The sequence below is a fragment of the Variovorax pasteuri genome (assembly GCF_051216435.1).
GTDB lineage: Bacteria > Pseudomonadota > Gammaproteobacteria > Burkholderiales > Burkholderiaceae_C > Variovorax.
This window is the reverse complement of sequence record NZ_JBPJZS010000008.1, coordinates 225100-240176: the sequence shown is the minus strand read 5'-3', so window position 1 is coordinate 240176 and position 15077 is coordinate 225100. Positions and strand designations below refer to the sequence as shown.

The 15077-nt window shown below is 69.8% G+C and carries 10 protein-coding genes; 3 read left to right on the top strand and 7 right to left on the bottom strand.

Features of this window, described 5'->3' with window-relative positions; translation table 11 throughout:
• Nucleotides 1-5 precede the first annotated feature (5 nt).
• Nucleotides 6-848, top strand: a complete 843-nt coding sequence (locus ACSFBM_RS26060; protein ID WP_435486996.1) for an FMN-dependent NADH-azoreductase — start codon at nt 6-8, stop codon at nt 846-848.
• Here the strand turns inward: ACSFBM_RS26060 and ACSFBM_RS26055 are convergent.
• From ACSFBM_RS26055 to ACSFBM_RS26045, 3 genes are read right to left on the bottom strand one after another with little or no spacing between them, the layout of a single operon-like run.
• Nucleotides 779-4219, bottom strand: coding sequence for an efflux transporter outer membrane subunit (locus tag ACSFBM_RS26055; RefSeq protein ID WP_435486995.1), 3441 nt, complete (start codon nt 4217-4219; stop codon nt 779-781). The genes ACSFBM_RS26060 and ACSFBM_RS26055 overlap by 70 nt on opposite strands.
• A complete protein-coding gene (locus tag ACSFBM_RS26050) occupies nt 4207-5517 on the bottom strand; it encodes a hypothetical protein (RefSeq protein ID WP_435486994.1) in 1311 nt (436 codons plus the stop codon). The genes ACSFBM_RS26055 and ACSFBM_RS26050 overlap by 13 nt, the downstream gene beginning before the upstream one ends.
• A gap of 37 nt (nt 5518-5554) precedes the next feature.
• Nucleotides 5555-6850, bottom strand: a complete 1296-nt coding sequence (locus tag ACSFBM_RS26045; RefSeq protein ID WP_435486993.1) for an HlyD family secretion protein — start codon at nt 6848-6850, stop codon at nt 5555-5557.
• Between the two features lie 312 nt (nt 6851-7162).
• Between ACSFBM_RS26045 and ACSFBM_RS26040 the strand changes: the two genes are divergently transcribed.
• Nucleotides 7163-9976: a sensor domain-containing diguanylate cyclase gene (locus tag ACSFBM_RS26040; RefSeq protein ID WP_435486992.1), complete on the top strand. Its 2814-nt coding sequence runs from the start codon at nt 7163-7165 to the stop codon at nt 9974-9976.
• A gap of 29 nt (nt 9977-10005) precedes the next feature.
• On the opposite strand, the gene ACSFBM_RS26035 is transcribed toward ACSFBM_RS26040, so the two are convergent.
• A complete protein-coding gene (locus tag ACSFBM_RS26035; protein ID WP_435486991.1) occupies nt 10006-10929 on the bottom strand; it encodes a GNAT family N-acetyltransferase in 924 nt (307 codons plus the stop codon).
• A 119-nt stretch (nt 10930-11048) separates the two neighbouring features.
• Nucleotides 11049-12239 (bottom strand): MFS transporter, encoded by a 1191-nt coding sequence (locus ACSFBM_RS26030; RefSeq protein ID WP_435486990.1) that lies wholly within the window; start codon nt 12237-12239, stop codon nt 11049-11051.
• Nucleotides 12240-12345: 106 nt separating this feature from the next.
• Between ACSFBM_RS26030 and ACSFBM_RS26025 the strand changes: the two genes are divergently transcribed.
• The gene (locus tag ACSFBM_RS26025) at nt 12346-13308 is read left to right on the top strand and encodes a LysR family transcriptional regulator (RefSeq protein WP_435486989.1); all 963 of its coding nucleotides are present in this window, start codon (nt 12346-12348) and stop codon (nt 13306-13308) included.
• Here the strand turns inward: ACSFBM_RS26025 and ACSFBM_RS26020 are convergent.
• Nucleotides 13257-14027, bottom strand: a complete 771-nt coding sequence (locus ACSFBM_RS26020; protein ID WP_435486988.1) for a fumarylacetoacetate hydrolase family protein — start codon at nt 14025-14027, stop codon at nt 13257-13259. The two genes, ACSFBM_RS26025 and ACSFBM_RS26020, sit on opposite strands and share 52 nt — an antisense overlap.
• A gap of 13 nt (nt 14028-14040) precedes the next feature.
• The gene (locus tag ACSFBM_RS26015) at nt 14041-15018 is read right to left on the bottom strand and encodes a Bug family tripartite tricarboxylate transporter substrate binding protein (RefSeq protein ID WP_435486987.1); all 978 of its coding nucleotides are present in this window, start codon (nt 15016-15018) and stop codon (nt 14041-14043) included.
• Between the last annotated feature and the right edge of the window lie 59 nt (nt 15019-15077).

Genomic DNA, 15077 nt, shown 5'->3' with positions numbered 1-15077 from the left:
CACCCATGAAGACCCAGACCCTGAACCTTCTTCACATCGACGCCAGCGCCCGCGCGGGCCGCTCCGGCACCGACCCGCACGGCTCGCACACGCGCCGCCTTTCTGCGCGCTTCGTCGAGCGATGGCGCCAGGCACGCCCCGGCGACCGCATCGACCACCTCGACGTGGGCCAGCACCCGCCCGCGCCCGTCGACGGCCGATGGATCCACGCGGCTTTCACGCCACCGGCCGCACGCGAACCCTGGATGTCCGAGGCGCTGGCGGAAAGCGACCGCCTGGTCGACCAGCTCATCGCCGCAGACCTCGTGGTCATCGGCCTGCCCATGTACAACTTCAGCGTGCCCGCGCAGTTCAAGGCCTGGATCGACAACATCGTGCGCGTGGGCCGGACCTTCGGCTTCGACCGTGCGCGCGGCGCGGTGCCGTACTGGCCGCTGCTGGCGGATGCGGGCAAGCGCGCGGTGCTGCTGGGCGCGCGCGGGGACCACGGCTACGGCTACGGCGACGGCGAGGGTGGGGGCGGACGCGTGGCGCACCTCAACCACACCGAGAGCAGCGTGCGCGCGGCGCTGGGCTACATCGGCATCACCGAGGTGTTCGAGGCGGCGGTGGAGTCCGACGAGTTCGGCGGCGAGCAGTTGGCGCAGTCGCTGCGGCGCACCGAGTCGCGCGTGGACGATCTGGCCGACTTCCTGCTGCGCTCGATCACGCGCAGCCAGGCCGCCACGGGCAGTGCGCCGCCAGCGGATGCGCACGCAAGCGGATCAGGCGGCCCGCATCAACGCGGCGTGTTCGACGCGACCGCTCCCGCCGGCGCATCGTCCCATCCGCCCCCGAGCGCCTTGTAGAGGTTCACGGTGTTCACCGCCTGCTTGAGCTGCAGCTCGATGGCCTGGCGCTGCTCGATGTACAGCTCGCGCTGCGAATCGGCGCCGGCGAAGTAGTCCTCCAGCCCGTTGCGAAAGCGCGTGCGCGAAATGGACGCCACCTTGTCCAGCGCCTGCACGCGCGCCTGCTGCGCCGCGATCTGCGGCCGCAGGTGGCTGTCGGCGATGAGCGCGTTGGCCGTTTCGCGCAGCGCCTGCTGCACCGCGTACTCGTAGCTGGCCATGGCGGCGGCCAGCCGCTCTTCGTTGGCGCTCAGGTTGGCCGAGCGGCGGCCCCAGTCGAAGATGGGCAGCGACACGCCGAGCACGGTGGCCCAGCTGCGGTTGCCCGAGCCCAGCAGGCTGGAGAACTCGGTGCTCAGCCCACCCGCCACCGCCGTCAATGAAAAGCTCGGGTAGAACGCCGCCTTGGCCGCGCCCACGCCCGAGTTCGCGGCCTCGACGCGGGCGTAGGCTGCCAGCAGGTCGGGGCGGCGCTGCAGCAGGCTGGCGGGCAGCCCGACCGGCACGTCGGCCACCGAACGCTCGGGCCACGGGCGCTGCATGCCGATGGTCGGTGGCACGGGCTGGCCGACCAGCACGGCCAGCCACTGCAGGTCTTGCCCCACGCGCATGCGGAACTCTTCGCGCTGCACGTTGGCGCGCTCCACCAGCGACTGCGAGCGCAGCACGTTCAGGTCCGACGTGCCGCCCACGGTGCGGGCGCGCTGCATCACGCGGGTGCTGTCGGACTGGTTGGCGAGGTCACCCTCGGCGAGCGCCAGCAGGGCGCGGTCGGCGCGCAGCGTGAGGTAGGCGTTCGACACCTCGCCCACCAGGTTCATGCGCGCGGCCGCCAGGTCGCGCTCGCTGGCCAGGGCCTGTGAGCCGGCCTGCTTCACGCCGGCATCGACATGGCCGAAGAAGTCGAGCTCGTACGCCGTGACGCCGGCCTGCACGGCGTAGGTGGTGGCCACGCGGCCCACCGCCTGGTTGTTGGTGACGATGCCGTCGGGGCCGAGCGAGGTGGTCACGTTGCCGCGCCCGACCGAGCCGGCCAGGCCGATTTCGGGAAAGAGGCTGGCGCGCGTGCCGCCGTACACGGCGCGCGCCTCGCGGGCCTTGGCTGCGTACACGCGCAGGTCGCGGTTCTGCAGCAGGGCGGTGGCAATGAGGCCGCGCAGCTCGTCGTCGCGCACGAACGCGTGCCAGGCCATCGGCGTGGCGGCGGCGTTGCCCGTGCCCTCGGCCCACTGGGTGGGCACCACGACGTCGGCTTCCTTGAGCGGCGGCGTGAGGTTGCAGCCCGACAGCACCAGCACGCCGAGCATCAGCACCATGACCATCGGCAGCGGTGCAGCCATGACGCGCGCAAAGGCCGCCGGAAAGCGCGGCCAGTGCCAACCGGCGCTTCCCATGAACGCGAGCGCCGCGCGCCCCGGGTTCACCTGCACGGCGACATGGCTGGGCGGCAGGCTGAACACATGGCGGACCAGGTGGTCGTGGAGCACCTCGTCGTGCACGAAGGACAGCGCCACGCCCGCGGCGGAGCGCCCCGTCACCAGCGCCGACACCCAGCCCACGTGGTCGACGTGCACGTCCAGCGGTTCGCCCACAGGCATGCGCCGCAGCAGGGCGCTTTCGCGCAGCACGGCGCCGTCGACCGCAATCTCCACGAAGCGCGTCGCGCCCACGCCCGCGGCGCTGCGCAGCGTGGTGTCGGCCAGATACGGAAAGCGTTCGTCGTGCTCGGGCCGCGGGCGGTCGATGCAGGCGATGAGCGCGGCCAGGCAGTACAGCGTGGTGACGATGGTCCACAGCACGTTGAGCATGTCGCCGGTGGTCATGGCGTTGCCGATGGAGCCGATGGCCGCCGCCTCCATGGCCGCGATGAGCCCGCCGAAGACCAGAACCAGGTTCCAGTGCACCACCGTCTTGGAGCGGTCCTGCCCCTTGGCCGTGACCTTGAAGGGGCGCCCGAACGGCCGGACCAGCGAGGTGACGATGGTGCGCGTGACCGCCATGGCGGCCACGATCTGCGTGACCTCGGTGAACACCGGCAGGCAGCGGCGCTGGCTGATCCAGTAGGTGTAGCCCCAGAACATGACCAGCGGCGGCAGGCCGTACAGGGCAAAGGCGCGCGGCGTGGCGTGGAAGGCCGACACGCCCGTGTACCAGTACAGCGCAGGGGCCGCCAGCATCATCAGGATGAAGGGCTTGGTCAGCCAGTGCAGCAGGCCGTGCACGTAGTGCACGCGCGCCGCAAAGCTGTAGCCGCGGCCGCGCAGCGGGCCGTCCCGCAGCAGCGCCACCTGGATGGTGCCCAGGCACCAGCGGCTGCGCTGGTTGATGTAGTCGACGATGCTGTCCGCCGAGAGCCCGTTCGACAGCCGCTCGTTCAGCCAGCGCGTGACCCAGCCGAAGCGCATCAGCGTGTAGGTGGTGTAGATGTCCTCGCACACGCTGCCGGTGGGGAAGCCGCCCGCCTCGGTGATGGCGTCGCGCCGGATCACGAACGAGGTGCCGACGCAGAAGGCCACGTCGGCCGCGTCCTTGGCGGGCTGCAGCACGTCGAAGAACACCCGCTGCTCGTCGACCCAGCTGTCGGTGGCGCGCAGGTTGTGCTGGATGGGGTCGGCGTTGTAATAGAACTGCGGCGTCTGCACCAGGCCCACCTTCGGCTCGTCGAACAGGCCCAGCGTGCGGTACACGATGTTGCGGTGCGGCGTGAAGTCGGCGTCCAGCACCAGGATGTACGGCGCATTGGTGGCCGCGGCCGACTGGCGCAGGCCGTTGTTCAGGTTGCCGGCCTTGGCGTGCGCGTTGTCGGGCCGCCGCGCGTAGTGCACGCCCTTGCGCTCGCAGTAGTCGCGCAGCCAGTCGCGCCGCGTGTCGTCGAGCACCCACACGTTCACATGCGGATAGTCGATGGCCTGGGCCGCAAGAATCGTCTTCTCGAGCACGCCCAGTTCTTCGTTGTAGGTGCAGATGAAGACATCGACCGCCGGCACGTTGCCGCCGCGCGCGCGCAGCCCGGCTTCGCCGAGGTCGGCCTGGGCGTGGTTGTCGCGCCGGCGCGTGAGCATCTGGATCGACAGCAGCGTGTAGACGATGGCGATCATCTCGAACACCAGGAACACCCACGACACCAGCGTGCCGAAGCCCAGGTCGGCCGGCGGCAGCGTCTCGGCCAGCCGCCACGCCACGTAGCGCACCAGCACCAGCGCGGTGAGAAAGCCGAACAGCACGCGGTGCGAGCCGCGGTCGGCGCGGGCGTGGAAGATCATGATCAGGGCAAGCGCCGCGACCATCAGATTGACCCTGAACTCGGGCGTATCGATCAGTTCGGACATGGCTTTTCTCCTGGGGAAGCGGTGACGACGTTGCCGGTGAAGGGGTTCCAGCCCGTGGCCGCGAGCGCGATCCAGGCGGTGGCGCCCAGGTGGGGCCAGCGGTAGTAGAAGAAGTCGGCACCCACCGAGTCGGGGCCGATGGCCAGGCCGGTGGAAATGCGCGGGCTCGGCGTGGCGTAGTAAAGGCCGTTGGCGGCGCGTTGCGAGGCCAGCAGTTGCCACAGCGCTTCGGGCGCGGAGCCCTTGACCGCTACCAGCGTGGCCGCGGCTTGCGCGCTGCCTTCGGTCCAGATGCCGTCGGGCTGCTGCGAAAAACCGTAGCCGTCACCGAAGCGGTGGTTGCGCTCGACCCAGGCCAGGCCGGCCCGCCAGGCGCACTGGCCGGGCGGCGCCGCGAGCAGCGGCCACAGCTGCGCGTCCAGGCCCGAGCCGGTGGTGGCGATGGTGGCGCCATCTTCCTTCGTGCCGATGTAGAAGCGTTGCTCGGTGGCGCTCCACATGCGCGAGACGAAGGCCAGGGCAACGCCCGCCTGGCGCGCCTGCTCGGGCCGGGCACTGCCTCGCGCGGCCCAGGCTGCCGTCATGGCGATGTCGATGTTGTGCTCGGTCGATTTCCAGGTCTGGGCCTTCTGGGCGCTGTCCCAACCGTACCAGCCGCCCTGGTAGCCGTCGGGGGCGACGGTGGCGCGCGTGCGTTGCTCGGTCCACGCGAGCAGCCTGGCCGTGGCATCGGTGTAGCGCGGGGAGGGTGCCACGCGGTTGACGTTCAGCAGCAGCAACGCGGCCCACGCCACGTTGCCCGTTGCGGTGCTGACCTGGTAGGCATCGGCGATCCACTGGTTCCTGCCCGCGTCCCAGTAGCCGGACAGCACCGGCTTGCCGTCGGCCAGCGGGCCGGCGCGGTAGGCGTTGCGCACGCGGCCGTCGGGGTACTGCGCATCGCGCTCCACCGCGAGGACCACGGCGTCGGCGATGCGCCTGGCGGAGGCCGTGTCGCCGCACGCGAGCAGCGCGATGCCCGCCAGCGCGTTGTCGTACACGAAGGCCACGTTCGCCAGGCTGGGCGCGAGCTCGGGCACGCCGGCGATGGGCTGGTCGGTGCGGTAACTCGACAGGAGCAGCGGCGAAGTGGCATCGCCGTGTGCATCGGTGACAACCGCGCGCCGCAGGCCGTCGCAGCTTTGCCGTGCCAGCGCTGCCTGGACGTCGCCCGCAGCCATCGCGGCATGAGTGACAAGACCGAATGCCGCCACCGCCAGCAACGCGCATCTGCGAAAGAGGAGCGAGGCGTGATCCATCGTGGGCCTCGATCGGCTTGGTGGACAGCAGGCCACGCTATGACGCCAGCCGCGCCGATACCACCTTGCCGGGCGCGCACAGCCCGCGCTGCGCCGGCCATTCCGGAGAGTTCGATTCGACATGTGCAACCGCGTACACCGAGCCCTGTTCCGCGAAAGGGAAGGGCACGGCGTAGCGGCTCTGGAAGTCTTCGGGCGCCACGGGCAGTATCTGCGTGACGCGCGCCGAGACTTCGGGGCGCGCGTCGTCCGTCTTCACCGCGATGGTCGAGCCCATGTTGAGCCGCTTGGCCACGCGCGGCGGAAACACCGCCACCACCTCGACGCGGCTGCAGTCGATCATGCGCACCAGCGTGGCGCCCTGCGGCACGTAGCTGCCTTGAGGCATGAGCACCGTGTGGACCTGTCCGGCCTGCAGCGCGCGGATCTCGAACGCCGCCATCTTCTCGATGCGGCGGCGCTCGTCGGTTTCCAGCGCGCTCACCTCGCGCAGTTGCTGCTGCAGGGCCTCGCTGTCGTGCCGCGCGCGCTCGATGTCGCCGGTGAGCGTTTCGCGCCGGTTCGCCATGGTCTGGTAGACGGTGGCGCCGCTGCCGCCCACGAACACGCCCCGGCTCGCGCTGGCCACGCTCTGGCCCAGCCCGGCAGAGGCCTGCTCGGCCACCGCCGCGCTGGCGCGCGAGATGCTCAGCTGCGCCTGCGCGGCGTCCATCGCCTGCGGGCTGACGGCGCCTTCGTCCAGCATGGCGGAGGTGTGGCGCACCTTCAGTTCCTGCTCGGCCACGTTGCTCAGGGCCACCTCGCGCTGGCGCTGCGCAATCTGCCAGGCGTCGCGCGTCTGCGCCATCGAGGCCGAGCGGTACAGCTTGCCCTGCTGCTCGACAAACTGCAGCTCCTCGCTCGACGCGTTGAGCTGGTTGGCCAGCTGCGCCACCTGGCTTTGCAGCGCCAGGCGTTGGGTGGTGAGCGTGGTGAGGATGTCGCGGTTGATGGTCGGGTTCTGCACCGTGGCCACCACCGTGCCCGCGTCGACCTTGTCGAGCGCGCGCACCGTCATCTGCGTGACCACGCCGCTGATGGGCGAGGTGACCAGCAGCACCGGCGCCTGCAGCACCGTGCGCGTGGCCTGGCGCGAGACCAGCGGCTGGATCAGCGTGGTCACGACGAGCCACAGCACGAACGCCAGCAAGGCGTAGCCCGCAAGCCGCGGCACGATCGATTCCGAACTCGACGGCGGCCCGCCGCCGCCGCCTTTGCGCCTGAGGCGGCGAAACCAGCCCGCGGCTTCGGCATCCGCAATCTCTGCGGATTCCCGGACAGTGCTTGCGTTCATGTGCGCCTCGCAATCGATGACGTGGTGACCTGTGGAAGAAACCGTCGTCTCCGCTGTCGCGGCACGTCTTTGGGGCGCGCCATCTGCTATTGCTGCAACGCAGCAATAGACATGCCAAAAGTTAACAATTTATGCTTACATGAGCAACAGGATGTACGGGCTTGCGTGGGTACGCTCTCGTTCCCGGCAACAGCAGTTGCGCTATCGAAGCGCCGCGGTGCGTGAACATCCAGGACACTTCCGCGCTCCGTGGAACACACCGATACTCACCCGGCAACTCCCGCCGGCAACGCACCGGCCCCGACAAGATCAATGAACCCACCCGGCCTCTCGAAATTCCGCTTCGGCATGCACACGCGCCTCAGCCTGGGCGTGGCCGCACTGGTCCTGGCGGCAACCTTCGCCATTGCCACCTACGCACTTCACCTGGTCAAGAGCAGCATGCAGGCGTCGATCGCGGCCGAGCAGATGGCCCGCGTGAGCGGCATCTCCGACGCCATCGACCAGAAGCTCGGCAGCCGCCGCATCCTGCTGAAGACCTTTGCCGAGAGCGTGGAGTCGCAGGCCTTCGACAGCGCCGAACCGCTGCAGGCCTTCCTGGAAAAGCACGCGTCGCTGCGCGAGGCTTTCGACAACGTCGCATTCATGGGCGCCGACGGCACCCTGGTGGCCAACCTGAACGGCGCGCAGAGAAACGGCAGCGTGAACATCCGCGACCGCGACTACTTCCAGAAGACAGTGGCCACCAAGACCGGCCTGGTGTCGCAGCCGTACCGCAACCGGCTGAACGGGTTGCCGCAGGTGGCCATCACGCAGCCGGTGCTCGACAGCGCGGGGCACGTCAGGTTCGTGATTTCAGGCGCCATCAACCTGAAGGACCGCAACATCCTGGGCGCCCTGGGCGACGTCAAGTTCGGCAAGAACGGCTATCTGTTCATCGTCACGCCGGACGGCGTGATGGTCGATTCCCCTGACACCGCACGCATCCTGAGCGTGGTCCAGGCGAACGGCGGCAATGCGGCCATCCTGCGCGCCATGGCCGGCTTCGAGTGCACGGGCGAGGGTGTCGACGAAGCCGGCGTGCCCAGCCTCTACGCCTTCGACCGCACCGAACAGACCCCCTGGATCGTCGGGGCCATGTACCCGCGCGCCGAGGCCTTTGCCCGCATCGACGCCATCGAGCACAACGCATGGCTGGGCGCGCTGGCGCTCTCGCTGTCCGCGGGGGCGCTGGCCCTGGTGGTGGTGCGCCGGCGCCTGAAGCCGCTGGACGCGCTGCACAGCCACATGCAGTCGAGGCTCGAAAAGCCCGCCGACGCACAGGCCCCGCGCCCGGCGAGCAGCTACACCCGCGACGAGATCGGCGACCTGTCGCGCACCTTCGACGACCTGATGGCCCAGCGGCGTGCCAGCGAACTCAGCCTGGCGCGCAGCGAGGCGACGGTGCGCACCATTGCCGACAACATTCCGGCGATGGTCTCGCACGTGGACGCCTCGCTGCGCTACACCTTCGTCAACGAGCGCATCCGCGCGCTGCACAAGCATGTGCCGCTGGTTGGGCGCCTGATGCCCGAAGTGCGGGGCGCCGACTTCGCCGTCGTGGAGCCCTATTTCCTGCGCGCGCTCGCGGGCGAGACCGTCATTCTCGAGAAGACCGGCGACTCGGCGCTGGGCATCGGCCACCGCACCTTCCAGGCCCACTACATTCCCGACCTCGACGCCGACGGGGCGGTGCGCGGCGTGTTCGCGATGACCTTCGACATCACGGACGAAGTCAATATCCGCAAAGCCGTGGCCGAGCAGGAGAAGCGGCTGCGCGACGTGACCGACAGCATTCCGGCGCTGGTCGGTTACTTCGACCGCAACCAGGTCTGCCTGTTCGGCAACATCCGGGCGCGGCAGATGGCGGGCCTGGGCGTGGGCGACAAGCCGATCGAGGGCGCCACGCTGCAGGCCGTGCTCGGCGATGCCATCTACGAGCAGCACAAGCCTTACCTGCCGGTGATGCTCTCGGGCAAGAAGGTGCGCTTTCCGGTTCGCGCGCCGCTGCACGGCAAGCAGGGCTACTTCCAGGTCAACCTGATTCCCGACACCAGCCCGCGCGGCGAGGTGGTCGGCTTCTACCTGATGAGCTTCAACATCACGGCGCTGAAAGAAGCCGAGCTGCGCCAGGCCGAGAGCGAACTGCGCCTGCGCACCATCACCGACAACCTGCCGGTGCTCATCACCTACATCGACCGCGACGAGAAGATCACCTTCGCCAACGCCACCAGCCGCCAATGGCTCGGGCTCGACCCGATGCAGGTGGTGGGGCGCCACCTGCAGGACGTGGCCGGCCGCGACGTATACCTTTCGCGCCGGCCCATGCTGTCGCGCGCGCTGGCCGGCGAGCGGGTCGAGTTCGAGGCGCGCACCCAGCGAACGGGGTTCGAGCGCATCACGCAGGTCATCTACGTGCCCGACATCCGTGACGACGGGCTCACGCACGGCATCTTCTCGCTGGCGCTGGACATCACCGCGCTGAAGCTGGTGGAGCACCAGCTCATCGAGCTGGCGCGGCTGGACACGCTCACCGGCCTGCCCAACCGGCTGGCCTTCAACGAGCACCTGCCCGACGCGGTGCTGCGCGTGCGGCTCACGGGCAACGCCATGGCGCTGATGTTCCTGGACATCGACCACTTCAAGACCATCAACGACACCTTCGGCCATGCGGTGGGCGACGCGGTGCTGGTGGAGTACGCGCGGCGGCTGCTGGCCAGCGTGCGGGGCACCGACAAGGTGGCCCGGCTGGCAGGGGACGAGTTCGTGCTGGTGATCGAGAACCTGAGCGGGCCGCAGGCTGCGGCCACCGTGGCCGAGAAGATCGTGCAGCGCATCGGCCAGCAGCCCTTCGTGGTGGAAGGCCAGACCATCTCGGTCACCACCAGCATCGGCATCGCATTCCACTGGGCCGCCGATTCCTCGGCCACGGCCGAGGAGCTGCTGGCACGCGCCGATGCCGCGCTCTACAACGCCAAGGCGGCGGGGCGCAACCGGTTCGAGTTCTTCCTGTCGGCCGGGGTGCCCAAGGACCCGCTGAGGCTGGGCGGTGTGCTGGCCGGCCCGGCGTCCGAAGACCAGCCGTAGCGGCAGCTGCGCCCGCTGCGCCGTTGCACTCAGGGACGTCCGAGGACGTTGTTTTCGTGACGGCCTTCGCCGAGGACGAACCAGGCCTGGCCCTTGACGACGAAGCCCTGCCTTTCGTAGAAGCGGCAGGCGCGCCGGTTCCTCGCGTTGACCGACAGCCAGAGCGCGTCGCTGCCAGTGCGCTCGCGGGCCGCGGCGCGAGCGGCTTGCAGCAGCGCCGCGCCGACACCGGCTCCCGTGAATGCCTCCTGCACATACAGGGTGCCCAGCTCGGTGTCGCACGTGGGCACCAGCGGCTGTGGCGCGCCGAAACGCACGAGCGCATAGCCCACGAGGTGCGCGTCGGCTTCTGCAACGAGCAGCGCCGAGCCGGCGGCATCGGCCAGGGCCGCAAATTTGGGCGGCGTGAATTCGTCGAGAACGTACCGTGCGAGCAGGTCGTTCACGCCCTCGGTTGCATAGGTGGGGAGCCACACCTGGATGGAGAGCGCGGCCAGCGCGTGCGCGTCTGCCGCGACGGCGGGGCGGATCGCACGGGCCGTCTCAGGCCGCATGGCCGGTAGGGAAGCCCTCGGCCGCTCCATGGCGAGCGTCGACGCAACGAACCCCAGCCTGGCGAAGAACGCAGGCGCATCGTCCCGGCCCGCCCTCAGCACCCAGGTGATGTTCGGGTCGGCACCGACGATCGCATCGACCAGGGCCTGGCCGATGCCTTGCCACCGGAACGGTTGCGCAACCGCGACCATCGAGAGATAGCCGTTCGACAGGCCGTCGGTGATCGCACGGGCGAACCCGACCAGCTCGCCGTGCCGCAGCGCCACCATCGCGCGCGGCGATGCGGCGATCAGCCGGCCCAGCGCGTCCACGCTGCCGATGCGATGGGACCAGCCACTGGTCATGAGCAGACTATGCACCGCAGGCAGGTCGGCCGTGTCGAAGTGTCGGACTTCCATGTTTTTCTCGCGCTCCTCGCAGGGTTCTGGACACATCGCCGATGTTGCCTCAGCGCCCTGCGCCGCGGCCTCCGGGCGGGGCTGACCCGGCCGGAGGCCACCACGATGCCTGGATGGAATCAGGCCTGTGCCGAGGCGCACTCCCCGAGCGTGCCGCGCGGCGCGCGCCGGTCCAGCGATCGGCTCCACAGCGCGATCGCCAGCCCCACCAGCGTGAGCAGCGCCGCCACCCAGCCCAGTGCGCGCAGCCCCGGGCCATGGTCGATCACCACGCCGCCGACCCATGCGCCGAGCGCGTTGCCCAGGTTGAAGGCCGCGATGTTCAGGCTGGACGCCAGGTTCTGGCCCGCGCCCGAGGCCTTCTCGAGCACCCGCAGCTGCATCGGCGCCACGGTGGCGAAAGAGGCCACGCCCAGCAGGCCCACGAACACCACCGCGGTGAACGGCGTGCCGATGGCGAACTGCATCGCGCCCAGCACCACGGCCAGCACCACCAGCGTGCCCAGAATGGCGGCCATCGGCGCGCGGTCGGCCAGCTTGCCGCCGAGGATGTTGCCCACCGCCAGGCCGCCGCCGAACACCAGCAGGATGGGCGACACGGCCGACTCCGACAGCCCCGTGAGCTGCGTGAGCAGCGGCTGGATGTACGTGAATACCACGAACACACCGGCAAAGCCCAGCACCGTCATCGCCAGGCCCAGCAGCACCTGCGGGCGCGCCAGCACGGCCAGTTCCTCGCGCAAAGGGGCGGGCGCGGCCTCGCCTTTCACGCGGGGCACGAATGCAGCCAGCACCGCGAGCGCCAGCAGGCCGATGAGCGTCACCGCCCAGAAGGCCGAGCGCCAGCCGAAATGCAGGCCCAGCCAGGCGCCGAACGGCACGCCCAGCAGGGTGGCGGCCGTGAGCCCGGTGAACATGATGGCGATGGCCGAGGCACGCCGCTCCGGCGCCACCAGGCCGGTGGCCACCACCGAGCCGACGCCGAAGAAGGTGCCGTGCGCCAGCGAGGTGACGACGCGCGCTGCCATGAGCATCTCGTAGTTGGGCGCCAGCGCACAGGCCAGGTTGCCGAGCGTGAAGATCGCCATCAGCGCGAGCAGCACAGTCTTGCGCGGCAGCTTGCGTGTGGCGATGGTGAGCACGGGCGCGCCGACCGCGACCCCGAGCGCATAGCCCGAGATCAGCAGGCCGGCGGCCGTGATGGAGACTTGAAGATCCGTCGAGACCTGCATCAGCAGGCCCATGATGACGAACTCGGTGGTGCCTATTCCGAAGGCACCGGCGGTGAGGGCGAGTAGAGCGATTGGCATGATGCCCTGTACTGTGAAGACATCGGCCATCGATGACTAGAATGCCGCCGGTACAGGGACTTGTGAATTGAAATCACAAACCAGCAAGCAAGCAGGAAAGAAAACCATGCCGCGCATCGACGTCAACCGCTCTGGCGAAATGGAAGCCTTCGTGCAGGTGATCGAGGCCGGCGGGTTCTCCTCGGCGGCGCGCCTGCTGGGCATGACGCCGTCGGCGGTGAGCAAGCTGGTGGCGCGGCTGGAGCTGCGCCTGGGCGTGCAGCTGGTGCACCGCTCCACGCGCAAGCTGCAGCTCACGCCCGAAGGCACCGCGTTCTACGAGCGCAGCACGCGCGTGCTGGCCGACATGGACGAGGCCGAGCGCTGTGCCGCGGCCGGTGCCGCGCCGCGCGGGCGCGTGAGCATCAACGCCAGCGTGTCCTTCGGCCACCACAAGTTGGTGCCGCTGGTGCCGCGCCTGCTCGAGCAGCATCCGCAGATCACGCTGGACATTGCGCTGACCGACCGCATCGTCGACCTGATGGACGAGCGCGCCGACATCGCGATCCGCTGGGGCGAGCTGCCGTCGTCCGACCTGGTGGCGCGCCGCCTCGGCGAGACCAGCCAGGCGATCGTGGCCGCGCCTTCATACCTGGGCAAGTACGGCACGCCGCGCACGCCGCAGGAACTGGAGGCGCACAACCGGCTGGGCTGGACGTACCGGCGCAGTTCGCCCGACTGGCCGCTGCGTGTGGACGGGCGCATGGTGTGGTTGCCGGTGGCCGGCCCGGTGCGCGCGGGCGACGGCGAAACGCTGCGCCAGCTGGCGATTGCAGGGGCGGGCGTGGCGCGGCTGTCGCTGTACCACATCCAGCACGACATCGATGCGGGCCGGCTGGTGCCGTTGCTCGAGGAGTTCAACCCGTGCGACGTGGAACCCATTCACGCGGTGTACATCGGCAAGGCCGGCACGCTGCCCGCGCGGGTGCGGGCGGTGCTGGACTTTCTGGTGGCCTGCTCGGGCGTGGGCGGCGGGCGCTACACGCTCAAGCGAACGCTGCCGATGCCGGGGAATGCCGCGGTCACCTGATCGCCGCGGCGGCACGGCAGCACACCGACCCAGGAGCCGGTGGTGACGACGGTGCCCTTGGGCGCGGTCTGGCCGTGGCGCGTGATGTGGCGCAGCCAGATCGGCAGCAGCCAGGCGGGGTCGGCCAGCGGATGCGTGCCTTCGCGCACCACGGTCTCGGCGTTGCCGACCTTGGTTTCGCAGCGCTGCGCGGCCCAGTCGACGGCGGCACAGGGAATCCATTCGCCGAGCACCAGCGCGCCATGCACCTGCGAATCGGCCAGGCGAAGCAGGGCGGGCGTGGCGGCCAGGTCTTGCCAGCGCGCATCGACGATTTCGACCGACACGGCCATGGCGTCGATCAGCGATGCGGCGTTCTGGTGGTCGAGCGTTGCGGCCTGCGCGGGCGTGACGTCCTGGCCCAGGCGCAGGGCAATCTCGGCTTCGATGCCCGGCGAGTGGAGCACGAGGTCGCTGAAGTTGGCCGAGTCGGGCCGCACGCCGGCGGGCGGCAGCGGGGCATGCGTGAGGGTCGCGCTGCGCGAGCCACCGCCGGATTTCCAGGTGCCGGGCACGGGCTGTGCGTCGAACCAGCCGAGCGCGGCGGCCACGGCGTCCTGCACTTCGTACGCTTGCTCGGCGGTGGCGAGCGCGTCGGTCCAGCGCGAGGCATCGAGGGTCCGGTTGCCGCGGCGCGCGGCGACGAGGGCGTCTGTGAGGGCGGTCTGGGAAGGGTTCATCCGCAGGATCTTCTCAGCTTTCGACGTGAACGTTGCCGTCTTTCACGACCTTCGCCCATTTGGCGATCTCGGTGCTGATGAACTGCTTGAACTTGTCCTGCGAGCCGCCACCGTCTTCCGCGCCGTAGGTGTCCATCCGCTCCTGCACATCGGGCATGGCGAGCACCGTGTTCACGTCGCGGTTCACCTTCTGCGCAATGGACGCCGGCAGTTTGCCCGGCCCGGCAAGCCCGTACCACGTGGTCGCCTCGAAGCCCTGAAAGCCTTGCTCCTGCATCGTCGGCACGTTGGGGTGCCCCTTGGCGCGCTTGGTGCGGGTCTGGGCGACGGCGATCACGCGGCCGTTCTTCACATGCGGCGTGGCGGCCGTCATGGTCTCGAAGCTGTACTGGATCTGCCCGCCCATCAGGTCGGCCAGCAACGGGCCGCTGCCCTTGTACGGCACATGCAGCGCGTCGACGCCGCCCTGCAGCTTGAACATCTCCAGCGCCAGGTGCTGCGCCGAGCCGGCACCCGCCGAGCCGAAGCTCACCGTGCCCGGCGCGGCCTTGCAGGCGGCCACGATGTCCTTCACGCTGAGCGCTTTCTGGCCGGGGTTGGCGATCAGCAGGTTGGGCGTGACGCCCACCAGCACGATCGGCACGAAGTCGCGCTCCACGTTGTAGCGCAGCTTGGGCTGCAGGCTGGGCGCGAGCGCGTGGCTGTTGATGTGGGCCATCAGCAGCACGCTGCCGTCGCTGGGCTGCTGCGCCACGTAGTCGGCCGCGAGCACCCCGGCCACGCCGCCCTTGTTGTCGACGATGACCTGCTCGCCCCACATGATCGTGAGCTTCTGCGCGACCACGCGCGCCAGCGCATCGGTGCCGCCGCCCGGCGGAAAGCCCACCACGATGCGCACCGGCCCCGAAGGCCACTCCTGCGCGAAGAGCCGGGGCACGCCCAGCGTGGCGGCCGCGCCGGCGGCGGCTTGAATGAGGGAGCGTCTTTGCATCATCTGTGTCTCCGTGGTGTTGGGGTCCGATGCGTGCCGGGCGCGATGTCTAGCGACCC